This is a genomic window from Prochlorococcus marinus XMU1412, from assembly GCF_017696315.1.
Lineage (GTDB): Bacteria > Cyanobacteriota > Cyanobacteriia > PCC-6307 > Cyanobiaceae > Prochlorococcus_A > Prochlorococcus_A marinus_AF.
On sequence record NZ_JAAORJ010000001.1, the window covers coordinates 56,043 to 82,785 of the forward strand.

At 31.5% G+C, this 26,743-nt stretch carries 27 protein-coding genes and 1 tRNA gene; 13 read left to right on the forward strand and 15 right to left on the reverse strand.

Translation table 11 applies throughout. From position 1 onward, the window contains the following. Positions 1-138, reverse strand: a complete 138-nt coding sequence (locus tag HA152_RS00270; RefSeq protein ID WP_209132383.1) for a hypothetical protein — start codon at positions 136-138, stop codon at positions 1-3. A gap of 480 nt (positions 139-618) precedes the next feature. Here HA152_RS00270 and HA152_RS00280 point away from each other — a divergent pair, with 480 nt between their 5' ends. Further along, positions 619-1,743: a THUMP domain-containing class I SAM-dependent RNA methyltransferase gene (locus tag HA152_RS00280; RefSeq protein ID WP_209132384.1), complete on the forward strand. Its 1,125-nt coding sequence runs from the start codon at positions 619-621 to the stop codon at positions 1,741-1,743. Position 1,744: 1 nt separating this feature from the next. On the opposite strand, the gene HA152_RS00285 is transcribed toward HA152_RS00280, so the two are convergent. Together HA152_RS00285 and HA152_RS00290 are read right to left on the reverse strand one after the other, a co-directional pair. Further along, positions 1,745-2,131 (reverse strand): phage holin family protein, encoded by a 387-nt coding sequence (locus tag HA152_RS00285; RefSeq protein ID WP_025880084.1) that lies wholly within the window; start codon positions 2,129-2,131, stop codon positions 1,745-1,747. 1 nt (position 2,132) lies between these two features. Beyond that, entirely contained in the window at positions 2,133-2,594 is a 462-nt protein-coding gene (locus HA152_RS00290; protein WP_209132385.1) for a DUF883 C-terminal domain-containing protein, read from the reverse strand. A 169-nt stretch (positions 2,595-2,763) separates the two neighbouring features. Here HA152_RS00290 and HA152_RS00295 point away from each other — a divergent pair, with 169 nt between their 5' ends. The 4 genes from HA152_RS00295 (at position 2,764) to HA152_RS00310 (ending at position 8,145) form a co-directional block, all read left to right on the forward strand. Then, positions 2,764-2,919, forward strand: coding sequence for a hypothetical protein (locus HA152_RS00295; RefSeq protein ID WP_011817545.1), 156 nt, complete (start codon positions 2,764-2,766; stop codon positions 2,917-2,919). Between the two features lie 83 nt (positions 2,920-3,002). Then, on the forward strand, positions 3,003-3,365 hold the full coding sequence (locus HA152_RS00300) for a hypothetical protein (protein ID WP_209132386.1): 363 nt from the start codon (positions 3,003-3,005) through the stop codon (positions 3,363-3,365). A 76-nt stretch (positions 3,366-3,441) separates the two neighbouring features. Further along, positions 3,442-7,032 carry a chromosome segregation protein SMC gene (smc, locus tag HA152_RS00305; RefSeq protein ID WP_209132387.1) on the forward strand — a complete coding sequence of 1,197 codons (3,591 nt, stop codon included), beginning with the start codon at positions 3,442-3,444 and terminating at the stop codon, positions 7,030-7,032. 45 nt (positions 7,033-7,077) lie between these two features. After that, positions 7,078-8,145 carry a PRC-barrel domain-containing protein gene (locus HA152_RS00310; protein ID WP_209132388.1) on the forward strand — a complete coding sequence of 356 codons (1,068 nt, stop codon included), beginning with the start codon at positions 7,078-7,080 and terminating at the stop codon, positions 8,143-8,145. 3 nt (positions 8,146-8,148) lie between these two features. Here the strand turns inward: HA152_RS00310 and HA152_RS00315 are convergent, their stop codons facing one another. Beyond that, entirely contained in the window at positions 8,149-9,435 is a 1,287-nt protein-coding gene (locus HA152_RS00315) for a glycosyl transferase (protein WP_209132389.1), read from the reverse strand. A gap of 4 nt (positions 9,436-9,439) precedes the next feature. Continuing rightward, positions 9,440-9,521 (reverse strand) — tRNA-Leu (locus HA152_RS00320). A 259-nt stretch (positions 9,522-9,780) separates the two neighbouring features. Here HA152_RS00320 and accC point away from each other — a divergent pair. Beyond that, the gene (gene accC / locus HA152_RS00325) at positions 9,781-11,130 is read left to right on the forward strand and encodes an acetyl-CoA carboxylase biotin carboxylase subunit (RefSeq protein ID WP_209132390.1); all 1,350 of its coding nucleotides are present in this window, start codon (positions 9,781-9,783) and stop codon (positions 11,128-11,130) included. Positions 11,131-11,148: 18 nt separating this feature from the next. On the opposite strand, the gene HA152_RS00330 is transcribed toward accC, so the two are convergent. Next, positions 11,149-11,454: a YggT family protein gene (locus HA152_RS00330; RefSeq protein ID WP_209133287.1), complete on the reverse strand. Its 306-nt coding sequence runs from the start codon at positions 11,452-11,454 to the stop codon at positions 11,149-11,151. A gap of 90 nt (positions 11,455-11,544) precedes the next feature. On the opposite strand from HA152_RS00330, the gene psbX reads away from it, so the two are divergent. Both psbX and HA152_RS00340 read left to right on the forward strand, forming a co-directional pair. Continuing rightward, positions 11,545-11,730 carry a photosystem II reaction center X protein gene (gene psbX, locus HA152_RS00335; RefSeq protein ID WP_025893891.1) on the forward strand — a complete coding sequence of 62 codons (186 nt, stop codon included), beginning with the start codon at positions 11,545-11,547 and terminating at the stop codon, positions 11,728-11,730. A gap of 80 nt (positions 11,731-11,810) precedes the next feature. Next, entirely contained in the window at positions 11,811-12,740 is a 930-nt protein-coding gene (locus HA152_RS00340; RefSeq protein ID WP_209132391.1) for a Ycf66 family protein, read from the forward strand. Here the strand turns inward: HA152_RS00340 and HA152_RS00345 are convergent, their stop codons facing one another. The 5 genes from HA152_RS00345 to def are packed head-to-tail and all read right to left on the reverse strand — an operon-like array spanning position 12,741 to position 16,326. Further along, a complete protein-coding gene (locus HA152_RS00345; RefSeq protein WP_209132392.1) occupies positions 12,741-13,016 on the reverse strand; it encodes a chlorophyll a/b-binding protein in 276 nt (91 codons plus the stop codon). A gap of 8 nt (positions 13,017-13,024) precedes the next feature. Next, positions 13,025-15,007 (reverse strand): ABC transporter ATP-binding protein/permease, encoded by a 1,983-nt coding sequence (locus HA152_RS00350; RefSeq protein ID WP_209132393.1) that lies wholly within the window; start codon positions 15,005-15,007, stop codon positions 13,025-13,027. A gap of 42 nt (positions 15,008-15,049) precedes the next feature. Continuing rightward, positions 15,050-15,328: a hypothetical protein gene (locus HA152_RS00355; protein WP_209132394.1), complete on the reverse strand. Its 279-nt coding sequence runs from the start codon at positions 15,326-15,328 to the stop codon at positions 15,050-15,052. A 46-nt stretch (positions 15,329-15,374) separates the two neighbouring features. Then, positions 15,375-15,716, reverse strand: coding sequence for a histidine triad nucleotide-binding protein (locus tag HA152_RS00360; protein ID WP_209132397.1), 342 nt, complete (start codon positions 15,714-15,716; stop codon positions 15,375-15,377). Positions 15,717-15,720: 4 nt separating this feature from the next. Further along, positions 15,721-16,326 (reverse strand): peptide deformylase, encoded by a 606-nt coding sequence (gene def, locus HA152_RS00365; RefSeq protein ID WP_209132398.1) that lies wholly within the window; start codon positions 16,324-16,326, stop codon positions 15,721-15,723. Positions 16,327-16,403: 77 nt separating this feature from the next. On the opposite strand from def, the gene HA152_RS00370 reads away from it, so the two are divergent. After that, entirely contained in the window at positions 16,404-18,329 is a 1,926-nt protein-coding gene (locus HA152_RS00370; RefSeq protein ID WP_209132403.1) for an alpha/beta hydrolase family protein, read from the forward strand. On the opposite strand, the gene HA152_RS00375 is transcribed toward HA152_RS00370, so the two are convergent. From HA152_RS00375 to sufB, 4 genes are read right to left on the reverse strand one after another with little or no spacing between them, the layout of a single operon-like run. Then, entirely contained in the window at positions 18,326-19,579 is a 1,254-nt protein-coding gene (locus HA152_RS00375) for a SufS family cysteine desulfurase (RefSeq protein WP_209132405.1), read from the reverse strand. The two genes, HA152_RS00370 and HA152_RS00375, sit on opposite strands and share 4 nt — an antisense overlap. Further along, a complete protein-coding gene (locus tag HA152_RS00380; protein WP_209132407.1) occupies positions 19,579-20,796 on the reverse strand; it encodes a SufD family Fe-S cluster assembly protein in 1,218 nt (405 codons plus the stop codon). The genes HA152_RS00375 and HA152_RS00380 overlap by 1 nt, the downstream gene beginning before the upstream one ends. 4 nt (positions 20,797-20,800) lie before the next feature. After that, positions 20,801-21,586: a Fe-S cluster assembly ATPase SufC gene (gene sufC / locus HA152_RS00385; RefSeq protein WP_209132409.1), complete on the reverse strand. Its 786-nt coding sequence runs from the start codon at positions 21,584-21,586 to the stop codon at positions 20,801-20,803. A gap of 21 nt (positions 21,587-21,607) precedes the next feature. Then, positions 21,608-23,050 carry a Fe-S cluster assembly protein SufB gene (sufB, locus tag HA152_RS00390; protein WP_209132411.1) on the reverse strand — a complete coding sequence of 481 codons (1,443 nt, stop codon included), beginning with the start codon at positions 23,048-23,050 and terminating at the stop codon, positions 21,608-21,610. A 95-nt stretch (positions 23,051-23,145) separates the two neighbouring features. On the opposite strand from sufB, the gene HA152_RS00395 reads away from it, so the two are divergent. From HA152_RS00395 to HA152_RS00410, 4 genes are all read left to right on the forward strand, one after another. Then, positions 23,146-23,499 (forward strand): hypothetical protein, encoded by a 354-nt coding sequence (locus HA152_RS00395; protein WP_209132412.1) that lies wholly within the window; start codon positions 23,146-23,148, stop codon positions 23,497-23,499. Positions 23,500-23,772: 273 nt separating this feature from the next. Continuing rightward, positions 23,773-24,873 (forward strand): DUF4912 domain-containing protein, encoded by a 1,101-nt coding sequence (locus HA152_RS00400; RefSeq protein WP_209132415.1) that lies wholly within the window; start codon positions 23,773-23,775, stop codon positions 24,871-24,873. Between the two features lie 12 nt (positions 24,874-24,885). Next, complete coding sequence (locus tag HA152_RS00405) at positions 24,886-25,056, forward strand: hypothetical protein (RefSeq protein WP_011375642.1); 171 nt, start codon at positions 24,886-24,888, stop codon at positions 25,054-25,056. Between the two features lie 32 nt (positions 25,057-25,088). Beyond that, positions 25,089-26,726, forward strand: coding sequence for an alpha-D-glucose phosphate-specific phosphoglucomutase (locus tag HA152_RS00410; RefSeq protein WP_209132417.1), 1,638 nt, complete (start codon positions 25,089-25,091; stop codon positions 26,724-26,726). The last annotated feature ends 17 nt before the right edge of the window (positions 26,727-26,743 follow it).

A 26,743-nucleotide genomic window follows, 5' to 3' on the forward strand; every position in this document is an offset into this window, starting at 1 on the left:
TTAGCTAGATATTTTCTTATTTTTTTTGAGTTGACAACCACTATTCCATAGTTCATTGGGAAATTTTTCACCAGTGAATCTAATAACTTTTGGTTTGAGATTTATTATCAAGTCATTTAGTTTTTTATTAGATTCCATTTTGCAAGATTGGATTCCTTATAAGATAAATTAATTTAAAACTTATCTTCTCAGTATTTATACTTATAAAATTAAAAAAATTCTTTTTAATACAAGTAATTGCAGCAATATTTACACACTCATAAATTATCTACTACAACTTCTTAGTTATTTAAAAAAGTGGAGTCCTTCCAGACTCCTCGTATCATTTGGTTGATAAGGCTGATATAACCCCATCTCCTTTAGGATCAAGCAGCAACTGGTGCTGTTTGACGGGAGAAACTAACGATTTTGTTAGCATTTGTGTTTTTGCTCTAACCGAGCCGGCTTCAGTCACCTTCCTTATGCCCCGTCGAAACCATTACAACCCCAAAGAGTGGAGTTGAGCGGAATCGAACCGCTGTCCGAAACATCGGTTGAGATCACCTAGTCCAATTGGACATTTATATTCTGACAGGCAAAATGGTTATTGAATAGTTTTTTTACTAAGTTTTATCGTATATGAATGTAGTTGCATCATCTCCGGAGGGACTAGAGAAATCTTTAGCAGAAGAAATTTCAAATTTAGGCGCCTTTAATATTAATACTTATAAAAGATTTATTAATTTTGAATGTGATTTTGAAACTTTTTATAGAGTTCATTTCTATTCCAGATTAGCTTTTCGTTTTTATAGAGAAATTGCAAGTTTTAATTGCTATGACAAGCAATCTTTATATGCGGGGGTTAGAGATTCATTTGATTGGTTAAATTGGTTGCACTTTGATAAAACGTTTAATGTTCAAGTGACTGGGAGAACATCTTCTTTAAGTCATACTCATTTCACTGCTCTTGAAGTAAAAAATTCCATAACTGATTTGCAACAGGCAGTTTGGAATAAAAGATCAAATATTGCTCTAGCTAATCCTGATTTTATAGTTCATCTGCATTTAAATAATAATAAAGCAATTCTCAGTCTTCAAAGCAGCGTTGAAAGCTTACACAAAAGAGGCTATAGACCTGCAATTGGAAATGCTCCATTAAAAGAAAATTTAGCTTCTGGATTGATAAATATGACTCAATGGAATGGCAAAGTTCCATTAATAGATTTTATGTGCGGTTCGGGAACTTTTTTAATTGAGGCAGTCAACCAATACCTTGGAGTTCCCGTAAATATTGATCAAGTATATCTTTTTGAGAATTGGTTGGACTTTAGGAAAGATATTTATCTTAATGAAAAAAATAAGGCAAAAAATAAAATTATAAATTATGAAAAATTGCCAACAATAATAGGATGTGAAATTAATAAAAAGGTTTTTGAGCAGGCGAATATAAACATATCATTAGCTGGACTAGAAAATTATATTGAGCTTATAAATAATGATTTTTTAGCACTCCAATTAAGTTGCACACCTGGGATAATCATATGTAATCCTCCATACGGCAAAAAATTAGGCGATGAAAATGAATTGATTTATTTATATGAACAAATGGGAATCTTCCTAAAGAATAATTTTTCAGGTTGGGAATTTTGGCTGCTAAGTGGAAATCCAAAACTAACAAAATATTTGAAAATGAAATCTTCATTGAAAATTCCTGTTAGTAATGGGGGAATAGATTGTAGATGGATAAAGTATTTAATAAGGTAATTTATTTTTTGCCTAAAACGGCTTTTGTTGTCTTGCCTAAACCCTCTAATGTTTGAGGAAGATATGGTCCTTTGGCTAATTTTCCTCCAAGTTTTAAACTTAAGCCTGCAAGAACTAAATCGATAAATATTATTAGTAATAAATTATATTCAATATTCCAGTTATTATATTTTGTTAGAAAAAGGTAGAAAATAATATGGATGCAAATTAGTACTAGTAATAATAATGTGCTGCCAATTGCCAAAAATATTCCACCACTAATTAATCTTCTTTTTTCTCTATCTACTTCTTGAAGAGCTATTCTTACATGCAAATCCATAACTGAACTTGCAATCGCTGAAATTCTGGAGGCGGTATTTGCAAAGTTTTTATTTTTTGGTTTTTCCATATTATTTTCTACCACTGTTAAGGAGCGTTCCTATTAGTAAACCTATACCAGCCGCAATAGCAATAGATAATAATGGTTTTTTTCTTATAGGACTTTCTATTTTTGGTCTAAGTGTATCGTTAAGTTCTTCTAATAATTCTTCTAATTGACTTTCTATAGGCTCAATTTTTTCTGATATTTCCCAATTGTTTTCTCTTATTGAATCAATTATTTCAAATAGTTGGCTTTTTATTCTAATTGCTGAGGTTCCACTATGGCTTGCTATTACTTCAACTAAATCGTCAATACTCCCTTTTGTGGCTTCAAGGGTTTGTTGTGCAATGTTAGGCCATTTTTCTTTTATTAAAGGTATTAAACTGTCAATTTTTTCGAGTAACCATTTTTCCGAGAGAACCTCTCTATCAGGAAGATTAGAGTTATCTTCTTTATCTTCTACTTCTTTGGGAGGATGGTAAGTCTCCATTATTCAAACTTATTTATTTTAAGATTAGACCCATTTTCTTAATTTGGAACCCTTATCTAAATAATTGTGGGATTTATATAGAAAAAAAACATATAAAAGTTTATTTACATTTTATTTATCTACTCTGTTCTGCAAGAAGCTTTTGTTAAGCTATTACTGGAATTATTAAATGAGTTTAAATTTCATCATGGATATTACATTTGCATCATTAATTTTTGCATCTCGCACAATCCCTACAGATTTTGGATTAGTAGCTGCAGCTATTGCTGGAGCTGGAAGTTTGCTATTCATCGCTTTAAGATTTGTTCCTGATGCAGGTAATTAAATAAAAGGGACCATCTTTAAGAAAAAATATCTTTATCTAAACTTTGTTTTGCAAAAAGATTTTATTTATTTATCAACTAAATAATGGATAAATGGGTTTTGCTGGAACATGAAGTTTATAATGCTAAGTCAAAAGATATTCATTATGATTTTCTTGTTGAAAATGGAATAGATTGTTTAACTTGGAAATTTTTAAAACTACCTTTATTAAATCAAGCTTCTATAGAAATTTCTAAGCAGCCAAATCATAGACTTATATGGCTATCCAGGATAAAACATGAACTTTCTGATAATAGAGGTTTTGTAAAAAGAATTGATCATGGAATATTTAAAAACGTTTCTACAGACTTGGACTCTGAAAATTATCGATTCATTTTGGATGGTGAACTTCTTTCTGGTTTGTTTGAAATTTCGGCTAATTCTTGTAGATTGAGCAAAAATTATTAATATTCATTTATAAATAATCGTAATATTTCTATTGAGAATTTTTGCAAATTAGTTATTCTTATTTAGCTATTGAGACTTGAGATTGGTACATATCAATCAGGTCGAGTTTGAAAATTTTAAATCTTTTGGGGGAAATGTAAAAATTCCTCTTGAAGAAGGCTTCACAGTGGTTACGGGCCCTAACGGTTCTGGGAAAAGTAATATTTTAGATGGAATTTTATTCTGTTTAGGTTTAGCTAATAGTAGAGGGATGAGGGCTGAAAGATTACCAGATCTAATAAATAACTCCAAAGTTAAAGAGGGTAAGTCATCAGAAACATCTGTATCAGTAAAATTTAATATTCAAGATTGGTCTCCCAGAGAGGACCTTCCGCTTTTGGAACTAGAAGAAGAAGAAATTGCCCTTAATAAAGGTCAAAAAGAATGGGTAGTTTCTAGGAAATTAAGGCTTATGCCAGGTGGTTCTTATGCTTCTACTTATACTTCTGATGGCAAACAATGTACTTTGCAACAAATACAGAGAATATTAAGAGATATTAGTGTTGATCCTGAGGGCAGCAATGTTGTTATGCAGGGTGATGTAACAAGAATAGTATCAATGAATAATAAGGAGAGGAGAAATCTTATTGATGAATTAGCAGGAGTCGCACTTTTTGATACAAGAATAGAACAAACTAATGCAAAATTAAATGACGTTTTTGAAAGACAAGAAAGATGTGAAATTTTAGAAAATGAATTGCAATCTAGTAAAAATAAGCTTGAAAAAGAATGTGAAAAAGCAAAGCGATATAAAGAGTTAAAGGCAAAACTATTACAAATAATAGAATTAGAGAAAGTTCTTATTTTTGAAAAACAAGTTAAGCATGTTGAATCTATAGAAAAAAAAGAAAGTGAAATTGAAAAAAATAAAATCTTATTTAATAAAGAAAAAGAATCTATCAGTAAAGAAATATCAGTTTTAGAAGATGCTTTGAAAATACTTGTTGATGAGCTTAAGGAGAAAGGAGAGGATAAATTGATAAAAGTTAATTCTGATATTGGAAGTATTAATTCTAGCTTGAGAGAACTTGATAGGATATCAAGTCTGAATAAAGAAGAAGGTATTAAATTACAAAAACAGAGAGATGAAATTGCAATTTCTAAGAGGAATATCGAGTCAGAAAAGATGAGACAAGAAAATTTTGATGATAATTTTTTAAATCAATTGAACTTGCAAATTGACGATCTCACTTTAAAACACAAACTATCAAGAAAAAAACTTTCTGATGCTGCTGGAGAATCTGGAGAATTCTCAAAACAAAGTATCAAATTAAATGCTGAGCTTGAAAGTATAAAAAATCAAATTAATCCTTTGGAAATAAAAAAAAGGAAAATTGAAGAAGAAACTATTCAAAATAATATTCAAAAAGATGAGATATTGTCACAGATTGAATCTTTAGACTTAGAAAAGCAGAAACTTTTTCAGGGTAATCAAAGAAAAAAAGAGACATCCGATACAAAGAATAAAAACTTGGCAAGTAATAGCGCAGAAATTAATTCTTTAAAAAATGAAATCGATTTATTAATTAAAACTAAATCAAGGCTAAATAACGAGCAATTAAGGCTTGAAAAGGATTTATCTAGATTTGAAAGCAGGAAGGAAGCTTTAAACGAATCTAGAGGTTCATATGCTCTCAGAATTCTCTTAGAGGCAGGGTTAGAGGGTATACATGGTTATGTAGCTCAACTTGGAGAGGTCAGTGAGAAAAATAGATATGCATTAGAAATTGCTGCTGGAAATAGGTTAGGACAAATTGTTGTTGATAATGATCATATTGCTGCAAAAGCAATTGAAATTCTCAAAAAGAAGAAAGCGGGAAGATTAACTTTTTTACCTTTAAATAGAATTAAAAGTCAAAAAAAGAATTATGCGATTTCAAGATTTGAAAATAATAGGGAGAATGGATTTATTGATAAAGCTATTAATCTAATTACTTTTGATGAAGTTTATTCGGATGTTTTTCGATATGTTTTTGGAGATACTTTGGTTTTTTCAGACTTATCCTCAGCAAGGTTATCTACACAAAAAAATAGGTTGGTTACCTTAAGTGGTGAATTATTAGAAGCAAGTGGTGCTATTACAGGAGGCAGTAAGTTAAATAAAGATTTGGCTTATAAGTTTGGAATTAATAATGATATTGATGATTCCACTCCTATAAAAGAAAGATTATTAGTTATCGAAGAAGCTTTAAAAGAGTCAAATAATGATTTGATACTAAAAAATAATAGACTTAGTATATTAAATTCTAACCGCAGTCAAATAATTGAGGATTGCGCCTCATTTAATAAAGAAATTGAAGTAAATCAAGATTCTCTTAAAGCTGTCTCGCAAAGAATTGAGGATTGTAAATCGAGATTAAATACACTTGATACTGCTAATAATTTATTAGTTAACGAGTTAGGTCATTTAAAAAATCAATTGAAGCCTTATCACGATAAGTTTGATCAACTACAAATCATTCAAAAGGCAAATTATGAAAAAAATCAAAAATCATCATTAATAGCTTTTAATGACGATTTTAATAATCTTGATAAAAAACTTGAATTACTTATTAAAGAGAGAAATACATTACTAGATAAAAAGAATCAATTTGCTTTAAATAAAGAGCGTATCAATAATTCATTAAAAATTACTTTACTACAAGAAAAAAACTTGCAGGAATCTATTAAACAACTCGCAATTGCTCATAGTGAATGGATAGAAAAAAGGGATCAATTTAACAAAGAGCTTTCAGATCTCGATAAACAAAAAAATTCTCTAGAGAAGAATTTAGGTTTATTAAGAAGGAAAAGAGATGAATTAAACTCTTCAATTTCAAATAAAAGACAAGAACATAATAATTATCTGTTAAAGCTTGAATATCTTGAAAGGGATATGCATTCCCTTAAAGAAGAGATGAGGAGCGAGAAAATAAAATTAGAAAATTATAAAAAAGATCTACCTAATCCTTCCCCGGAGTTTGGAGAATATGCAGGGCAGAGTCTTGAATCTTTGCAATCAGAAATTTCGATTATAAATGCAAAACTAGAAAGCTTAGAACCTGTCAATATGTTAGCTCTTGATGAACTAGAAGAATTAATTGAGAGATTAAATAGTTTGCGAGAAAAATTAGAAATTCTATCCAATGAAAGATCTGAATTATTGCTGAGAATAGAAACTGTATCTACGATGCGTCAAGAAGCTTTTATGCAAGCATTTACAGAAGTTGATAGACATTTTAGAGAAATTTTTGCAAAGTTATCTGATGGAGATGGATTTCTTCAACTTGAAAATCCTAATTCTCCTTTAGAAGGAGGATTAACTTTAGTGGCTCATCCCAAGGGAAAAAATGTCAGAAGATTAGCGTCTATGTCAGGTGGTGAAAAATCGTTAACTGCTTTAAGTTTTTTATTTGCTTTGCAAAAGTATAAGCCTTCACCTTTTTATGCATTAGACGAGGTTGATAGTTTTTTAGATGGTATTAATGTTGAAAGGTTGTCAAAACTAATATCAAATCAGTCATCAAATGCTCAATTTATAGTCGTAAGTCATAGAAGGCCTATGATTAGTGCATCTGAACGAACAATTGGGGTTGCGCAAGCAAGAGGTGCTAATACTCAAGTTCTTGGGTTACCAAATGCTGCATAAACACACTTTTTTAAATTTATACGTCAGAATGATAAAAAGAAATTTATGAGCTTGTCTAACACATCTGCTAATAAGAATCTCCCTAACTCGGTTCCTAGTGAACGTTTATGGTTAAGGTCAGAATTAATGGGAACACAAGTGATAACTACTGATACTGGAAGACGGCTAGGCGTAGTTGGCGAAGTTGTTGTTGATATTGATAGAAGAGAGGTGGTCGCTTTGGGACTAAGAGATAATCCACTTACAAGATTTTTACCAGGTTTGCCAAAATGGATGCCTCTAGAAAGTATTAAGCAAGTTGGAGATGTCATATTAGTTGACTCCTTAGATTCTTTGAGTGAAAGTTTTTCTCCAGAAAGGTATGGGAAGGTAATTAATTGTCAAGTGATTACAGAATCTGGACAACTTCTGGGAAGAGTTCTTGGCTTTTCTTTTGATATTGAGACTGGGGATTTGATATCTCTTGTTATGGGTGCTGTTGGTGTTCCGCTTTTAGGTGAGGGAGTTTTAAGTACTTGGGAAGTTCCTGTTGAGGAAATTGTAAGTAGTGGTACTGATAGGATTATTGTTTATGAAGGTGCTGAAGAGAAATTGAAGCAACTAAATAGTGGACTACTTGAGAAACTTGGAGTCGGGGGCTCTTCATGGGATGAAAGGGAAGCAAATGGATACTCAGCAAATCTTGTACCTGTTGAGAATCAGTTACTTTCAGGTTCTGAATCAGAACAGCAAAATAATTTGGTCGAGGAATATAAAGAAGTTGATGAACAAGATGATTATGAAGATGATTATGAAGATGATTATGAAGATGATTATGAAGATGAACTTGAATATGTTGAAATAAAGGGTTCTAAAGAGGAAATAAAAAAAAGAAAAAAGCTATATATGGATAATGATTATTCTGATCAGATTGAGGATCAAAATAGTATTAATCAAAAAGATGAAAAAAACAATATTGATTTTAAGCAAAAGAAACAATCAACAACTAATTTAGCTTCGAAAAGACCAATTCAAAATGCAACTGAAACTTTAGATATTGAACCACTAGATGAACAAAATTTAGTTCAAGATAATAAAAAATCAGAAAAGTTTGAAATTGATGATCCTTGGTAATTGTTAAAGTTTTTTTATTGAATTAACAATCATAGATGCAAGTTTTTTTGCAGCACCTTTATCGCCTCTTTCTTTGTGTAGATTATCCCTAATATTTTTTAATTGATCTATATTCTTCAAAAGAAATAATACCTCTCTTGCAATTTCAATTGGTGAAATATTACCTATCCTCTCAGGGACAATAATTCTTTTAGCTTTAATATTTGGCCAAGCAAAAAACTTCTTTTTTTTAAAATAAAAATTTTTAATTATAAAAGTTAGAAATCTATTTATAAATGCAATCCTTCCAATTACCCCAAAAATACCATCCCAGGCATTCATCATATTCAAATGTTGAGTTGGCAGGACCACTAACATTGGAAGACTAATTGCTGATAATTCTGCAGTATTTGCTCCGACAGTTGTAATTGCAAGATCACATTCTTTTAATATCTCATAGCAAGGATGTTTCTTGATTAGATAAATCTTTGTATTTTTTGATGTTTCAATTACATAATCAAAATGAGAGTCTTTGAAGTTTTTAATTGTTTTGATTTTTGATGAGTAACATTTAGCAATTGGATTTTTGTTGCTTTGAAAAAATAAATATTCACTCTTATCAGTAGTTGGTGCAATTGGAATTATAAAATTTATATTTTGATTTTCTTTAGCGATATGATCTGCAACTTCTAAGAAGAAAGGAATTCCAACAGAAAGCTTTGCTTTCTTAGAACCAGGCAACAATGCAACGTAGTGTTTTTCTTGATTTCTTAATGATATTTCGCTGTTAAGTTTGATATCTGCCATCAAATCGCCAATGACTTTACATTTATATTTGTATCTTTTAGGTATTAACTCTTTTACTTTTACATTCATAGCAGCAATTTCGTTGCTCCATTTAGGCCATCGTGCAACCCATTCAGCATATGTGATATTTAAATAACCTAATCTTTTAGCTAATAAAATGCTCCAAAATTGATCCCCACCAAGGAAAACAACTACCCCATTTTTGGGCCAATTAGCAAAAGAATGTGGCCTTATTAATAATTTCCAAAAACTTTTGGATTTTGTAATTAATTCGAATTTATTCCATGAATTTGCAACTAAAAATTCTTTACCAGTGGCATTTGGGCAAGGAACAAGGACTAACCTTAGAGTGAAATCGTGTTTATCGTCATCACATAATGATTTATTTATTTCGTTAAGTTCATCTACTACGGGATTTACCCATGTAGTTAATTCACCAGGACCATTAGAAACTATAACTACTGCAACTGATTTTTTTTTCATTGCAGTTAAACCAAAATACATTAAATGCGGACGGCGAGACTTGAACTCGCAAGGCCGAAGCCACACGCTCCTTAGACGTGCGCGTCTACCAATTCCGCCACGTCCGCAAAGGGTTTCCAGTAACCAGGGGACACCTAAACCTTAAAAATATCATACATTATTGGCTGAAATAAGCATGCAGTTTTAAAAGAGTTTTTTTGAATATGATGGATAATTTTTCTATTGCATAAAACAAATATTTATACATATATAACGTTTTAGGTTGTATTGTAAAAAATGTCCTCTAATAACTAAAAAATTTTGTTGAATACTTTGGCAAATAATTTTTTATTTTAAGTCATTTCATTTCTTCAATTTTATTTCATAATGGTTGAAAAAGTTTTAATTGCTAATCGTGGAGAAATAGCTTTACGAATTGTCAGAAGTTGTAGAGAACTAGGTATTGCAACCGTTGCAGTTTTTAGTACTGTAGATAAAAAAGCATTACATGTTCAGCTTGCTGATGAGGCGGTTTGTGTCGGAGATTCATTAAGTAATAAGAGTTATTTAAATATTCCAAATATACTTGCTGCTGCTACATCGAGAGGAGTTGATGCTATTCATCCTGGTTATGGATTTCTTGCGGAAAATGATAAATTTGCTGAGATGTGTAATGATCACGGCATTATTTTTATTGGCCCATCTCCTAAAGCTATTAGATCTATGGGAGATAAATCTACAGCTAAAGAAACTATGGAAGCAGTAGGAGTTCCAACAGTACCTGGTAGTAAAGGCTTGTTATCAAATGTTGATGCGGCTTATAAATTGGCAGATGATATTGGCTATCCGGTAATTATTAAAGCGACTGCTGGAGGAGGTGGAAGAGGTATGAGGCTGGTTGAAAACTCTGATAATCTCGAAAAAATGTTTAAAGCAGCTCAAGGCGAAGCAGAAGCAGCATTTGGTAATGATGGTTTATATATGGAGAAATTTATAAAGAAGCCAAGACATGTAGAAATTCAAATTTTGGCCGACAGGTCGGGTAATGTTGTTCATTTAGGCGAGCGAGATTGTTCAGTTCAAAGAAGACATCAGAAGTTACTAGAGGAGTCTCCTAGTCCTGCAATTAATACTGAGCTAAGAAAAAAAATGGGGAACGCAGCTATTGCTGCTGCAAAAAGTATCGGCTACGAAGGGGCAGGGACAGTTGAATTTTTAGTTGATGATGATGATAATTTTTATTTTATGGAGATGAATACTAGGATTCAAGTTGAACATCCTGTTACGGAAATGGTTACAGGAGTTGATTTAATAGCTGAGCAAATTAAAATCGCAAGCGGAGCAAACTTGGAATTTAATCAGGATGATATCCATTTAAACGGTCATGCCATTGAATGTAGAATCAATGCTGAAGATCCTTCTCACAATTTCCGACCATCACCTGGGAAAATAACTGGGTGGCTTCCTCCTGGTGGCCCCGGTGTAAGGGTGGATAGTCATGTTTATACAGGCTATGAAATCCCCCCTTTCTATGACTCATTAATTGGTAAATTAATAGTCTGGGGAAAAGATCGTAATACTGCAATTAAAAGAATGAATAGGGCTTTAAATGAATGTGCAGTAACTGGTATTCCTACAACAATTAACTTTCATCTAACCTTACTGAATAAATCTAAATTTAAGCAGGGTAAGATACATACTAAATATGTAGAAGAAGAACTATTGCCAAATTACTGAGAAATAATTGAATGATTTCTATGAAATATTTGTATGCAATGCAAGTTTTATAAGCCCTTGCTGACCGACTAAAATTTCTCTTAAAAAGCTTATAACTCCGATCCAAATTACTGGTCCAACATCAACACCTCCAATAGGAGGAATTAGTTTTTTTGTTAAATTAAGAATAGAGCTTGATGGTATTGAAACTAATAACCATAAACCTTTACTTAAATCAATTTTTGGGTACCAAGTAAGTATTAATCTTATTAGAAAAACTATGGTTAGATATGAAAGAGAAATTCCTAAACTAATATCTAAAATTTGAAGAGAGTTTACAAGCAAGGAAATCACAATTGTTTAATTCATCTTAATAAATAACCCATTGAAACGTATTTAATTCGTATTATAAATTGAGAATTTAATATTTAAAAAGTGTTTCAAATCTCAAATTTACTACTAGCTGCAGATTTTTCTGCTGAAGTTGCAAATAATTCCGCAGTGGGAATGATAGGTAGTTTTATTGCCGCTGCCTTACTTATCGTTATTCCAGCCACTGCATTTTTGATTTTTGTCAGCCAGAAAGATTCCCTCGAACGTACTTCTACTGGAAGACGCTAGTTTTTGTAGAAGTTTTAAGTACACTATATATATAGGGGATATAAGTAACCCTTTAAAATATAAATTTTTGGAGAAAGAATGTGGTCAATGCTAGTCTCAATTGGGCCAGTATTGTTGGTATAGTTCTCGCGGTATGTGGGGGAGGCCTTTATTTTTTGAGGTCCTTCAAGCCTGCCTTGGCAAGGGATTATGATGTTTTCTTCGCAGCAATTGGACTTTTGTGCGGAGGAATATTATTTTTTCAAGGCTGGAGGTTAGATCCCATCCTTCAGTTTGGTCAGTTTTTATTAGCAGGAACTACAGTTTTTTTCGCATATGAAAGTGTGCGATTGAGGGGAGTTGCTACTGATCAAGCTAGAAGGTCATCTTATTTTGATGATGATCCTATTTCTGATGTCCCAAGAAATTCTAGAGGCCGATTTAATGACGATTATGATAGGTTTGACGAATCTGAAAGACCATCTAGAAGATTTAAACCTCAAGAAGATGAATTTGAAGAAGAGTATACGGAGGGGAGATCTCGTAGGAGGAATGTTTCTAGAGCTATTCCCTCTAATGCAGCAAGTAGAAGTAGGCCATCTACAAGGGAAATAAGTCAGTTTGAAAATGACGAACCCATAAGAAGGAGAAGACAGACTTCTGAAGATAGAAATAGGAAACAACAAGAAACAAATAACTTTGGTGAAAGAAGAAATTTATCTCGCGATGAAGTTAAAACGGGATCAAGACCCAGAATGAATCGTACAGTTTCTAGACAAGATAATATCTCTTCTCCTGCTGATTCTTCTCCATTAAGAAAGAAACCTACTAGATCCCCTATTAGGGAGCAAACTTCAAAAGTTCAAGTAGAAGATGCTTCATTTAAAGATTCTAATCAAGTTAAAAAATCACGTGAGACTCGTAGAGTAAGCTCTTCAGCTAGATCAAGTTCAAAAAATCAAAATAGTAGATATAACGTGGGAACAAACAAGAAAAAACCTAGAGATAACAGTTCTAGATTTGATGATTAATTATAGGATTCCTGCCCATTTTAAAAACGACTGTTTACTCAATAATTCAATCAATATTATTGAAATAAAGCCAATCATTGCAAATCTTCCATTAGTTAATTCAGAATAACTACTCCATCCAAATTTATATTCATCTTTAATTTCTATCGATTTTTCATTTAATTGATTGTCTCCAATTTGTTCATTGATGTAATTTTGATCTTTCTGCTGTTCTATAAAACTCTCATTGTCTAAATTAGTGACTTCTGAGTTAGTTTGTTCTTCTTTTGAATTCATTTTTTTTGTTAATCTTTAAAATTATACTTATCAGAAGTCAATAATTTCCAATCTCCCTGTCCATTTAATTCTAAAATATTCTCGTGAAAATCTTTTAAGCTAGGTCTATGTCCAACACTAATAAGAGAAAGTTCTCTTTCCTTTAGTAAACTATATAGTTTTTTTTCAGTATTAATATCTAAAGCACTTGTTGCTTCATCAAGTACTGCAAATCTTGGAGAATTTAGTAAAAGTCTTGCAAAAGCCAATCTTTGTTGCTCGCCTAGGGAAAGAATTCTCGGCCAATCTTGTTTGATATCAAGATTAGGATATCGATCCACTAAAGTTTTTAAATTTACTTCATGAAGTACAGAAGTAAGATGTTCATCACTAAATTTCTTAACTTCTGTGGGATAACATAATTGTTCCCTTAAAGAACCTAGTAACATATATGGTTTTTGAGGTATGAATAATAATTCCCCAATTTTTGGTTTTTTAATTACTCCTTGATCGGGTTCCCATAAACCACTAATCATTCTTAGTAAAGATGTTTTTCCACATCCAGATGGTCCTACAACCAAAAGTGATTGATTATTATCGATGCTTAAATTTAAATTTTTAATTATTGTTTTATTTGATCCTGGTGGGCAAAGGTCAGCATTATTAATAAGAATTGAGGGGTAATCTGAAATAACGTTTTGATTGTTTGTTGGCTTGGTTTGACTGATGGATTCAACTTTTGATTGGAATCCTTCTAATCTGCCAATACCTGCAGTAAATTTTGCAAGTTCTTCGATTTGATTAACAATGAAAAATAATGAACCTTCAACCATTCCAAATGCAAAGCTTGCCTGAATAAAGCGTCCATAATCAATATCACCTTTAAAATAAGGGATAGCCATTATTAAGTATGGAAAGAAATTTCCAGCATAATTAATGGATCTTCTCATGACGTCTATTATTACTCTCCATATAATCAATAAATTAAAGTTTTTTACCACTTCTCCTAAGCGTCTTTCAGTTTCACTTCTCTCAGGCTTCTCCCCAGAGTAAAAGGCTATTGATTCAGCATTATCTCTAATATGTACTAGGCCATATCGAAAATCTGCTTCATATCTGAGTTGATCAAAGTCAATCTTTACAAGATTTTTCCCAGCAATTAAAAGGATAGAGGTTGCAAATGCAGCGTAACCAAATAAAGAAAAAGTAAGAGTTGTACTAATACTCCATAAAATAAGAATATTAAGTGAAAATGTTAGTAGGGCATCAAAAATGCCTAACGTAAAAGATAGACTTTGCCCAGTAAAAGCTCGGGTATCATCTGTGATTCTTTGATCAGGATTATCTACATCGGTTTGTTCTTCATCATTGGGATTTAATTGGTAGTAAGCTTTATTAGTCATATAATCTTTGACTAAACTTTTTGAAAGCCATTCTCTCCAAATTATTCCTAACTTATATGTAAAAAATATTTGGGAAACACGTATTGGTAGAGCCACAGCGAAACAACAAGCGTAAATCCCCAATATCCGATAAAACCCATCTTCTTGTTTTTCAACTAAAGCATTTGTTAAATCTCTTGCAATGAATCCAATGCCTGCGTTTATTCCATTTACAGCTAAAAGCATTAATACAATTATCGCAAGGAATAACCAATGTAACCATCTACGGTTTTTTAATTGACGTCTTAAGCTAAAAAAGCTCCCTGATCCAATTAGAAATAAGGCAGAGAAAAGCAATCCCCAGCTACCAGCCCAAATTGAACTGATAGTACTTACTACACCTCCGAAATACTTTTCAAGAAAAATTGGTTGAAAGCTTTCAAAAAAACTAATTATTCCTGTAAGACCAACAAGTACTACGCCTCCAACACAAAATAAAAGAGAAATCAAAAGCCATATGAATTGGAATCCATTACATTGATCTATGGGAAGAAAAAAAGGCTGAGAAAGCTTCCTTAATTTTTGTAATTGGTACAATATTTTGGTTTTATTATTAATTGCTTTATTCATTACTCGACTAGTTTTATAAGGTAAATTATAACTTTTAGCAGTCTATTGACCAAAGCCAATAAATGAAAGTGCCCACTCAGGTAAATTTAAGTAATTCAAGATTGTCATATCAAATTTATGAATTTTTGGAAAAGATTTATCTAATAACCACCATAAAAGAAAAGGTAGATTAAATAAAATTTGTAATTGCCATTTATAAGTTAAAACCTTCCAAATTTTTATTAACTTAGTTTTGATTGAATCGTCTAGATCTTCCCAATTTTTTGAGATTAAATTGAAAAAATTTTTGGATTTTGTATTTAAGGAATCTGGTGTATTCATTATGTTTTTACTTATTTATAACCCATAAACTTTTCTTTCGAGAGTTTTAACCTGGGGGCCAATTCATTTTTCTTCCAGATAAAAAATGAATATGCAAATGAAAAACTGTTTGTCCAGATTCTGCTCCAGTATTAATTACTGTTCTCCAATTAGTTAAATGTTTTGATTTAGCTATTTTACCACCAACAAAAAGTAAATGCCCTAATAGATTTGCATCTTCTTCAATACAATCTAATAAACTAATAATTGGTTTTTTGGGAATCACTAAAAAGTGCACTGGTGCTTGCGCTTGGATATCATTAAACGCAATACAAAACTCATCTTCATAAAGCTTATCGCAGGGTATTTCTTTATTAATTATTTTTTGAAATATTGTAGTTTCAGTCATTAGATTAATTAATAGAAATTACGTCTTTTTCGTTGAACCCTTCCTTTATAAGTTCTTTGTTCAAATCATCTTTTGATGTAACTCTATCAACGAATAATATTCCGTTTAAGTGATCCATTTCGTGTTGAATACACCTCGCCAGAAGTCCATCTGCTTTCATTTTTCGTGGTCTCCCCATTTCATCTCTAAATTTTAATTTTATAGTTGATGGTCTTACTACATTTAAATATACGCCAGGTATACTTAAGCAGCCTTCTTCGTATGAATTAAGGGTTGTTCCAAAGTCTGTAATTTCTGGATTGATTAATATTAGAGGTTCTGCTGCTGAATCTTCAAAATTTACATCTATGACAAGAAGCTCTTTGTTGATTCCAATTTGAGGTGCTGCAAGTCCAATTCCTTTAGCTGCGTACATGCTTTGAAGCATTTCTTTAGCAAGTTCTCTAATGGATTCGTCAACCTTAGTTATTCTTTTGGAATTTTGTCTTAATACCTCATCACCAAGTTTATAAATATCTAGAGATGGCTTACCTGTTTGTTCTTTTGCAATTTTTTCTGAGCTTCCATTTGTTCTTGACTTTTTTGCAAGTTGTGAAAAATGGTTTGCCACGTTAAAAAAGTTTTTAATTAATAGTTTAGCTATAAAAATACTAGCACTTTAATTTACTTTCTTTATATATTTTTTAAATGAGTAATGATCATAAGTTAAAAGTTAGGCAAACTGAATCTAAAAAAAATGCTTTCAAGGAATTAACTATTATTAGGGATACCATTTTTTGGATTGATGTTGTTGGTGAAAGTCAAAATGAAAATGCCATTTTTGCAAGACCATTTGATGTCAAAGAAGCGTTTCCCCAGCAATTAACAAGTAAAAAATACTATATTAAAAATAATTTTCATGGATATGGTGGTAAATCTTATAAGTGTATATATTTTAAAAATAATTTTTATTTGATATGGATAGATCAGATAACTAAGGCAGTATGGTTTCAAATTTTTAAAGAGGCAGCTTCAACTTACAGAAGCCAAAATAAATATCTCGCTTCAGTTCAAGAACCTAATCAACTATCTAAATCAATTGATGGAAACTTTGATTCTTCATTTGTCATTTCTGAAAAAAATTTATTGTATGGAATTTGTGAAATAAATAATAGAGATTATTTATTTTCTTTAAATTTAAAAAAAACTAAACAGGATATTCATCGAATAAAAAAATTTAAAAATTTTGCTGGAGAATTATCTTCTAATACATCTGCTAACTTACTTTCTTGGATAGAGTGGGATTCTCCATATATGCCCTGGGAGAAAAATGAGCTGTTTTTTGCTCAAATAGATTTAGATGGCGAGATACAAAAAATAAAGAAATTCTCAAATAAGCTGATAAATTCCAAGAAAAAAGTGTCTTTTTTTCAACCCTATTGGATAAGTGAAACACATTTGGTATGTTCTGAAGATAGTTCTGGATGGTGGAACTTATTGTTTTTAGATGTTAGTGAAATTGAGAATATTTTTATTAAGAAAAGAGTAGAGAGAAATTTGATTGAATATGGAGCGCCACAATGGGTCACTGGAATAGCATTCTTTTCAGGGACTATAGAAAATTTATTTTGTATAGCAAAAAAAGAAAATAGTTTAATAGTGGAACAATATAAAGATCTTGAATTTGTTAAAGAATTTTCTACTCCTTTTACCTCAATAAGTGATTTCAGTGTTTTTCGGAAAAAAGTTCTTTTAAAAGGTTATGGATCTGATTTTTTGGGAATTGTATTTGAAATTGATTGTGCAAAAAAAGTTTTATCAAGTTTTTCTGAGCAGATATTTTTTGATCATATAAAAGATTGTTCAAAACCTGAAACATTTTGGTTTAAAGGTTTTGAGGCTCAATCTACTCATTCTTTTCTTTATAAGCCGCTTGTTGAAAATTTTAGAAAGCCACCGCTCCTTGTTAGAGCACATAGCGGACCAACTTCATGTTTTGATGGATCATATAATTCTGAAGTTCAATATTGGACGTCGAAGGGATTTTTTGTTGCTGAAGTAAATTATGGAGGATCATCAGGATTTGGCAAAGCATATAGAGAGAGGTTGAATTATAAATGGGGTATTGTTGATTCTTATGATTGCAAAGCACTAGCTCTTGAATTGATTAAATCAAATCAAGTTGATAGTGAAAAAGTGGTAATTTTTGGGAATAGTGCTGGTGGGTTAACTGCCCTGAATTGTTTATTATATGGGTCCATTTTTACAGCGGCAATTTGTAAATATCCTGTTATTGATTTGAAGGATATGCATTACAACACTCATAGGTTTGAAAAAGATTATTTAAATTCTTTGGTTGGAAATTATGCAAAAAACCATGATGATTATATAAATAGATCACCGATAAATCATATTAACAAAATAAAAAAACCTATCTTATTGTTTCATGGAAAAAAAGATACAGTTATTTCTTATAAACAAACTTTAAAAATTCAAGAAATTTTGATTCAGAATAATAAATATTCAGAAGTTATTTTTTTTGATAATGAAGGTCATGGTTTTAGAAATATTGAAAATAAAGAAGTAGTAATGCAAAAATCTCAGGAATTTCTAAAAAATGCTTTGAATATTTAAGAATTGATTTTTAGAAAATCAATAGTATCTTTTAATTTTTCTATAAACATATCAATTTCTTCCTTATTGGTTGTGAAATTCATACTGATTCTGGCTGTTGATTTAATTCCAATGTATCTGTGAAGAGGTTGACAGCAATGGTGGCCACTTCTGATGCAAATTCCTTTTGAATCAAGAATTTCAGCAATATCATTTGAATGTATATTTTTTATATAAAAGGTGGCAAGTGAGGCTCTGTTTGGATCTATCTCCGGTGATGGACCTATGATTTCAATATTTTCTATTTGATTTAATTTTTCAAATAAATATTTAGTAATAGTCTTTTCATATTCATGAATTTCATTCAATCCAATATTGTTAATATAATTGATTGCTTCTGCAAGACCTATTGCTTCTGCGATGGCTGGAGTTCCGGCTTCAAATTTGTGTGGTAGCTCTGCCCAAGTACTTGTCTCTTCAAAAACATCTTGAATCATTTCGCCACCTCCAAAGAGAGGAGGAATTTTTTCTAGGATTTCTTTTCTTGACCAGAGGAAGCCAATACCTGTAGGACCGCATAGTTTATGTCCTGATCCAGCTAAAAAATCTATATTAAGATCAATCACATCCAGTTTTTGATGAGCCAAACTTTGGCATGCATCTATTAAAACTAAAGAACCTTTTTGTTTAGCTAATGTAGTTATTTCTTTTATTGGATTACAGCAACCTAGGGTATTACTAACATGTACTAGGCTAACAAGTTTAGTTCTAGATGTTAGTTTTGATTTAAAGTCGTCTATATCTAATTTCCCATCTTTATCTATACCTATAAATTTTAATTTGCATTTATTTTTTGCTGCAACCATTTGCCATGGAACAATATTGCTATGATGCTCCATTATTGATAAGAGAATTTCATCGTTTTCTTTTAATGAATATTCGCCCCATGATCTAGCTACTAGATTGATTGCCTCAGTAGCATTTCTTGTGAAAATAATTTCTTTTGTTGAATTCGCTTTTATATATTTGCTAATTAAATATCGTGCATTTTCAAATTCTTCTGTTGCTTTAGCACTTAATTGATGTGCCCCTCTATGTACATTGGCATTAAAGTTTTTGTAATATTCATCAATTTTTTTCAAGACTTGTATTGGTTTTTGTGTGGTCGCAGCATGGTCTAAATAAATAATTTGCTCATTACTTTTAAAGTTCTTATTTAAAAGAGGAAAGTCTTTCTTCGTTATTTCAGGAAAATTGTGAATCGTTTCCATTAATTCTCATTTAAAAGTTTATCAAGCAAATCCCATTTATCTTTTGAAATGGGAATAAATGAAAGTATTTCTTGAAAGTAAGAACTTAATTGTAGTTTACTTGCTTCTGTTAATGTGATCCCTCTTGTTCGCATATAAAAAAGTTCTTCTTCATTTAGTTGTGAAATTGTAGCTCCATGTTTGCATTTGACATCATCAGCAATTATTTCTAATTGAGGTTTGGTATCTATTTGTGCGAGATTTGATAAAAGTAAATTTCTGCTTAATTGGGAAGCATCAGTTCTCTGGGCAATTTTCGGAACTATTATTGAACCTTCAAATATTGCATGTGATTTATCATCAGCAAGTGATTTATTAATTTGATCTAGAAATCCATTTGGGCCATTAAATTCTATTTTTGTATAGGTTGAAATTTGCTCATCTTTTTTGGTTATTTGCATACCTTTGATATTTGTTTTAGCGTTTCCCGCAGATTGTTTAATACTAATTTCAAATCTCGCGTAATTGAATTTGAAATGTAAAGATCCTAAGTTGTATGCACTATTTTTTTGTTGTATTACATTGAGAGAATTTAATAGATTGGATCTGTTTTCACCGTAAGAAACAACACCATGATTTAAGGAACTATTTTCTTTCAAGCAAAAGAAAGTTGATTGAGATAATGAAGAGTTTTCTTTACAAAGATTTACTTGTAATAATTCAACATCACAATTATTTTCTAAAAATATTACTAGGGTTTTTGCGTTTAAAGCATTACTTGATGCATTACTAAAAATTTCAATAGGAGGAATTTTTGATCCATTTATTTTTAATCCCAAAATATTATTTTTACAACTTAAAGAAAGATTTAGTAGGTCACTCCAATTTTCGTTTTGCTGGAAAAAAGATATCTGTTCTTTGATATATTTTTGTAATTCATCCTCACTTAATTGCTGTATTGAATAATTTTTCTCTATTAATTTAATTTGGCAATTCTCACCAATTATTAACCTAATAGTACTTTGCGAATTTTTCGGGTATGGCATATCAAATTGTGAATTTTTTTCATTAACTGAATAATCTAAAAAGTTTGACAATTTTGATTTATTTGAAAGTCTCCATAGTTCACTTTTAGGATTAGGGAGAGGGGTTGATTGTAATTTATTAAGACAGATTTTTTGTATTTCTGTTAGGTTATCATCCGATTTATTTGTTTTTATTTTTTCAATAATTTTCATTTCTTTAGGTCTCTTTTATAAAGTTATCAGTCCATTCATACCCTTTTTCCTCAAGCTCTAGAGCAAGATCACTCTCACCAGTTTTTATGATTTGTCCGTCTGACATAACATGGACATAATTTGGTTTAATTTCATCTAATAATCTTTGATAGTGGGTAATAAGTATAATTCCAGTCTGTGCATTAGAAATTTTTTTAATTCCTGATGCCACTATTCTTAGAGCATCGATATCTAGACCAGAATCGGTCTCATCTAATATTGCTATCTTGGGCTCAAGCAAAGCCATTTGCAGAATCTCATTTCTTTTTTTTTCACCTCCAGAAAAGCCTTGATTTACACTCCTTGATAGGAATGCGTGATCCATTTTCACAATTTCTAACTTTTCTTTAACTAATTCTTCAAAATCAAAAGTATCCAATTCTTCTTTGTTGAGGAATTTCCTTCTAGCATTAGTTGAAACTCTAAGAAACTCAAGATTACTTACACCTGGAATCTCAATTGGATATTGGAAACCAAGAAAAATTCCTGATTGAGATCTCTCTTCAGGTTCTAGAGAGTTGATGTTTTCACCTAAAAATTTTATGTCGCCATTTGTAATACTATATGAGGGATGTCCTGCAATGATTTTCGAAAGAGTACTTTTGCCACATCCATTTCTTCCCATAATGGCATGGATTTCTCCAGGATAGACAGTAAGTGAAACCCCTTTTAAAATTGGAAGATTATCAGTAGATGCAGAGAGATTTTCAACTTCTAAAATTGGGTCTGATTCTTTCATTTTACTTTGCATTTCAGTTTAGAAATTGATAAATTAACCTACTGATCCCTCTAGTTTAAGTGCCAGTAACTTATCTGCTTCAGCAGCAAATTCCATAGGTAATTGATTAAATACATCTCTGCAAAAACCGCTGACCATCATAGATACTGCCTCCTCAAATTCTATACCTCTGCTTTGGAGATAAAAAAGTTGGTCTTCTGAGATTCTACATGTGCTTGCTTCATGCTCAATTTCAGAATTGGGTTGTTGAGATTTGATGTAAGGGAATGTATTTGCAGTAGCTTGATCCCCTATTAACATTGAATCACATTGACTGTAATTTCTTGATCCTGTAGCTTTCGTTCCCATTTTGACAAGACCTCTGTAGCTATTTTTTGAGTTCCCTGCACTAATACCTTTGCTAACAATAGTTGATTTGGTCTTAGGACCAATATGGATCATTTTTGTGCCGGTATCTGCTTGCTGTCGATTATTGGTGAGAGCCACTGAATAAAATTCTCCTACAGATTCTTCCCCTAAAAGAAGACAGCTAGGATATTTCCATGTAATTGCAGACCCTGTTTCAACTTGAGACCAGCTAATTTTACTTCTCTTACCTAAACATTTTCCTCTCTTGGTGACAAAATTAAAAATTCCGCCAATACCTTCTTCATCACCAGCATACCAATTTTGCACTGTTGAATATTTTATTGAGGCGTCGTCTAATGCTACAAGCTCTACAACTGCTGCATGTAGGGTATTAGTATCAAACATTGGAGCTGTACAACCTTCCAAATAACTTACAGAACTTGATTCTTCAGCAATGATTAGTGTTCTTTCGAATTGCCCTGAATCTCCACTATTAATTCTGAAGTAGGAAGATAGATCCATAGGGCAGGTAACACCTTTTGGGATATAGACAAAAGAACCATCACTAAAAACTGCAGAATTTAGTGCTGCAAAGTAATTATCACTAGCTGGAACCACTGTACCTAAATATTTTTCAATCAAATCCGCATGATTTTTTACTGCTTCACTAATTGAGCAAAATATAACTCCATGTTCAGCAAGTTCTTCTCTAAAAGTTGTGGCTATGGAAACACTATCAAAGACAGCATCTACTGCTACATTTGTGAGTTTTTTTTGCTCTGTGAGGGGTATTCCTAATTTGTCAAAAGTCTCAAGAAGTTTGGGATCAACTTCATCTAAGCTAGAAATTTTCTCTTTTCGCTTAGGAGCAGAGTAATAAATAATATCTTGATAATCAATTTTTTTATATCCTAATGCTGCCCAGTCAGGCTCTTTCATTTTTTGCCATTTTTTAAAGGCTTTTAATCTAAAATCAAGAAGAAATTTTGGCTCTTCTTTTTTCAGTGAAATTAATTTTATGATATCTTCATTTAATCCCTTTTCTATTTTTTCAGTTTCAATATCAGTAACGAAACCATATTTGTAAGGCTCTTTTACTACATCTTTAACTAAATTTTCGTTGACCATGTTATCAAGAATAACTTATTACAATTAGCTTTATATACTCTAACGAAAGATCCCCCCAATATTGAGTTTTTTTCCTTTATTAAAACTAAAAATTAATGTCTAATCATCTTGATCCCTTGTCTAACCCATTAAACATAGAAACTATTCAAGAAATTGATAATCTTGATCTACCCATAATGCAGAAACATCATTTAAGAATACTCGCTCATTGCCTTCAGATTTTAAAAATTATCAATGTAGATAGTAGTTTGGAATATCAAAATAAAAATCCCCTGAGAGAATGGTGTGATAACCAATCCAAAAAATTTGATGATAAAAAATTTAGTGATCTTTTTTATGAGCAGTTAGAATCCACTTCGAAAACATTAAGTACTTTTTCAAAAAAAATAGGTAAAAGTATTGAGGATTTAGAGATAGATGATTTAGTACTTCTGGTGGAACAACGCTGAATTCTCATTTATTTAACTGATCCCGAAGAAAAAATATATTTTTGTTGAGTCGTTAACAAATTCAGGTAATAAAATTTAAAAAAAAAGAAAATTAATTCACATTTTAAAAAGATCTGAAAATTAATTAATTTCTTTGATACCAACTGTTTTGAAGAGAAATATCAATTTTGAGAATTTTTTAGTAGTCAGAGGATCCTGACGACAGGCCAAAAAGACACACAATTCCTAAAAAAAAAGAACATACTGATCCCAAACAAAAACGGAGAATTTAAAGTGGCTGATGGGATCATGAATAAAGATCAATTACTCTCACTAACCCTCAGACAATTACGTCAAGAAGCAAGTAAATTATCGGTTCCGCTGTATAGTCGCAAAACAAAAGCTGTTTTAGTTGATTTAATACTTAAATATCAAGAAAAATCTACAATAAAAGAATATACTGCACCTCCTGAGTCTAAATCTGAAGAAACTTCTGAGTCCAATACTTTCAAGAGTACTGAAGAAGTTAAAACAAATGTAGTTTTCCTACCCCGGGATCCAGATTGGGCTTATGTTTTTTGGCAAATATCTGACGCAGATAGAGTTAAAGCACAATCTTTGGGAGCCAATAAATTATGTTTACGATTATTTGATGCATCAGGTTCTCAAGGAAGCAACTTGAATCAAGGAACACTAAGGGAGATAACAGTTGATAGTTACAGTACCGAGTGGTACTTGCCAATCCCACTTGCAGATAGAGATTATAAAGTTGAATTAGGTTACAAATATGGTTTTAACTGGATGTCATTGGCATTCTCTTCGATAAGCCATGTTCCTGGGTCACATCCTTCTGAGCAAATTCTTGATAAATTTGTACCATTTAATTTAGATTCTACTTCTGAATCAATTCCAGATATTTCTAATCCTGTTGTTTCAGAACAAAATGGTATGCATGAAAGGTTATACCAAGCAGCAACAAACATTCCTCTCAGAAGAAAAGTTGGTTCTGAAGAATTTATGGAAAACCTAAATTCAACAAATCTCAATGATAATCTTACAGACTCAGGTGTTGGTAAATGGTCATCAGGTTTAAATGATTCTGGAAGTGGAATTGTTAAGAATAGATCTTTTTGGCTTGTTGCTGATGCTGAATTAATTGTTTATGGAGCTACAGAGCCTTCTGCAAAACTTACAATAGGTGGAGAAGATGTACCTCTTGCTGCAGATGGTACTTTTAGAATTCAAGTTCCATTTAGAGACGGGACTCAAAAATATGATATTAAAGCTGTTGATGTATCAGGTGAGCAAGAAAAAAGTATATCAATGAAATTTGATAGAACTACACCACTTGACGATACTAATGAAAAAGATAATGCTGAGACTGAATGGTTTTAATAAATTAAATTAATGTTGAAAAAAATTGTAGCTTTTACTCCATTGTTTGGGGCATTAACGTTTCCACTAATAGTTCCAATTACAATTTCTAAATTTGGTGTTAACTATGGAATCCTTAGTGCATTATTAATTTCTTCCTTATGGTTTATCGCTATGTTAAGAACTTCCGAAATGCCTCATTAATTTAGTTAGATTTTTGGAAGTCTCTTAAAAATATGAATCAAGTTAGTGTAATTAATATCAATTCTCCTTTTTTAGATCAAAAACCAGGCACCTCTGGATTAAGAAAAAGTACTTTAAAGTTTCAGGAAGAACATTATCTAGAAATTTTTATTGAAGCAATTTTACAATCATTAGAAGATTTAAAAGGTTCAACATTAGTTGTTGGTGGTGATGGCAGATATGGCAATATCGAAGCAATAGAAAAAATTGTCCAAATATGCATCGCTCATAAAGTTCAAAAGGTGATTGTTCCAAAATACGGTTTATTATCTACTCCTGCGACATCACATTTAATTAGAAAAGAAAAAGCTATTGGTGGAATTATTCTTTCTGCAAGCCATAATCCTGGTGGTATTGATGGCGACTTTGGAGTGAAATTGAATATCTCTAATGGTGGCCCAGCTCCTGAGATAATTACTAATAAGATTTTCAAGGCTTCACAATTACTTACTAGTTATAAAATCTGTAAAATTCAACTACCTGATTTTAGTGAATATGGAACTTATCCTTACGACGAAACTACCTTAGAAATTATTGATGGATTAACAGATTATTCTAATTTGATGGAGAAAATTTTTGACTTTGATCAAATTAGTGATTTTTTAAAAAAAGACTTCTCTTTAATCTTTGATGCAATGAATGCGGTTACAGGCCCATATGCAAAAAATATTTTTGTTGAAAAAATGGGTCTTGGACCTGATTGTGTCATGAATGGTAACCCGTTAAAAGATTTTGGAGGTTTACATCCTGATCCTAATCTTACTTACGCATCCCACTTGGCTGATTTGTTATTAAATAAAAAATCTTATAGTTTTGGTGCTGCATGCGATGGTGATGGAGATAGAAATATGATTTTAGGAAGTGGATGTTTTGTAAATCCTAGTGATAGCCTAGCAGTTATCACTGCTAACACAAAATGTGTCCCTGGTTATAAAGATGGTATTACAGGTGTGGCACGATCCATGCCAACCAGTTCAGCGGTTGATAATGTTGCTCGAGCATTAAATATACCTTGTTTCGAGACACCTACTGGCTGGAAGTTTTTTGGAAATCTTTTAGATTCTAATTTAATTACTTTATGTGGAGAAGAAAGTTTTGGAACAGGTAGTAATCATGTGAGAGAGAAAGATGGACTATGGGCAGTTTTGTATTGGTTACAAGTTTTAGCTGAGAAAAAATGTTCGGTAAGTGATTTGATGCAGAATCATTGGAAACAATTTGGTAGGAATTATTATTCAAGACATGATTATGAGGCAATTCCATCAAATATTGCTAATCAAATCTTTGGTAATCTAACTTCTATGCTCGAAAATTTAAAAGGAAATATTTTTGCTAGCCATTTAGTTAAAGTTGCAGATAACTTTTCATATTTAGATCCCGTTGATAATTCCATAAGTGAAAATCAAGGGTTAAGATTAGTCCTTGATGATAATTCTCGAGTAATTGTTCGCCTTTCTGGAACTGGAACTAAGGGTGCAACATTAAGACTTTACTTTGAGAAATTTTTCGATCCTCAACAGAATCTTTCGTTAAATCCTCAGATCGCTTTGAAACCTCTAATTGATGATTTAGATGCTTTATTGAATATTTCAAAACTTACTCAAATGGAAACTCCTACAGTAATTACATAGAATTGAAAGTAATGATT

Coding starts and splice junctions, on each gene's coding strand:
- HA152_RS00410 (WP_209132417.1), top strand. CDS start 25,089: ATGAATCAAGTTAGTGTAATTAATATCAATTCTCCTTTTTTAGATCAA.
- HA152_RS00345 (WP_209132392.1), bottom strand. CDS start 13,016: ATGAATTCAAAAGAAGAACAAACTAACTCAGAAGTCACTAATTTAGAC.
- HA152_RS00290 (WP_209132385.1), bottom strand. CDS start 2,594: ATGGAGACTTACCATCCTCCCAAAGAAGTAGAAGATAAAGAAGATAAC.
- HA152_RS00285 (WP_025880084.1), bottom strand. CDS start 2,131: ATGGAAAAACCAAAAAATAAAAACTTTGCAAATACCGCCTCCAGAATT.
- HA152_RS00315 (WP_209132389.1), bottom strand. CDS start 9,435: ATGTATTTTGGTTTAACTGCAATGAAAAAAAAATCAGTTGCAGTAGTT.
- HA152_RS00295 (WP_011817545.1), top strand. CDS start 2,764: ATGAGTTTAAATTTCATCATGGATATTACATTTGCATCATTAATTTTT.
- HA152_RS00280 (WP_209132384.1), top strand. CDS start 619: ATGAATGTAGTTGCATCATCTCCGGAGGGACTAGAGAAATCTTTAGCA.
- HA152_RS00380 (WP_209132407.1), bottom strand. CDS start 20,796: ATGAAAATTATTGAAAAAATAAAAACAAATAAATCGGATGATAACCTA.
- HA152_RS00270 (WP_209132383.1), bottom strand. CDS start 138: ATGGAATCTAATAAAAAACTAAATGACTTGATAATAAATCTCAAACCA.
- sufC (WP_209132409.1), bottom strand. CDS start 21,586: ATGCAAAGTAAAATGAAAGAATCAGACCCAATTTTAGAAGTTGAAAAT.
- HA152_RS00300 (WP_209132386.1), top strand. CDS start 3,003: ATGGATAAATGGGTTTTGCTGGAACATGAAGTTTATAATGCTAAGTCA.
- HA152_RS00395 (WP_209132412.1), top strand. CDS start 23,146: ATGTCTAATCATCTTGATCCCTTGTCTAACCCATTAAACATAGAAACT.
- HA152_RS00310 (WP_209132388.1), top strand. CDS start 7,078: ATGAGCTTGTCTAACACATCTGCTAATAAGAATCTCCCTAACTCGGTT.
- HA152_RS00360 (WP_209132397.1), bottom strand. CDS start 15,716: ATGACTGAAACTACAATATTTCAAAAAATAATTAATAAAGAAATACCC.
- HA152_RS00370 (WP_209132403.1), top strand. CDS start 16,404: ATGAGTAATGATCATAAGTTAAAAGTTAGGCAAACTGAATCTAAAAAA.
- sufB (WP_209132411.1), bottom strand. CDS start 23,050: ATGGTCAACGAAAATTTAGTTAAAGATGTAGTAAAAGAGCCTTACAAA.
- HA152_RS00405 (WP_011375642.1), top strand. CDS start 24,886: ATGTTGAAAAAAATTGTAGCTTTTACTCCATTGTTTGGGGCATTAACG.
- HA152_RS00375 (WP_209132405.1), bottom strand. CDS start 19,579: ATGGAAACGATTCACAATTTTCCTGAAATAACGAAGAAAGACTTTCCT.
- HA152_RS00355 (WP_209132394.1), bottom strand. CDS start 15,328: ATGAATACACCAGATTCCTTAAATACAAAATCCAAAAATTTTTTCAAT.
- accC (WP_209132390.1), top strand. CDS start 9,781: ATGGTTGAAAAAGTTTTAATTGCTAATCGTGGAGAAATAGCTTTACGA.
- HA152_RS00350 (WP_209132393.1), bottom strand. CDS start 15,007: ATGAATAAAGCAATTAATAATAAAACCAAAATATTGTACCAATTACAA.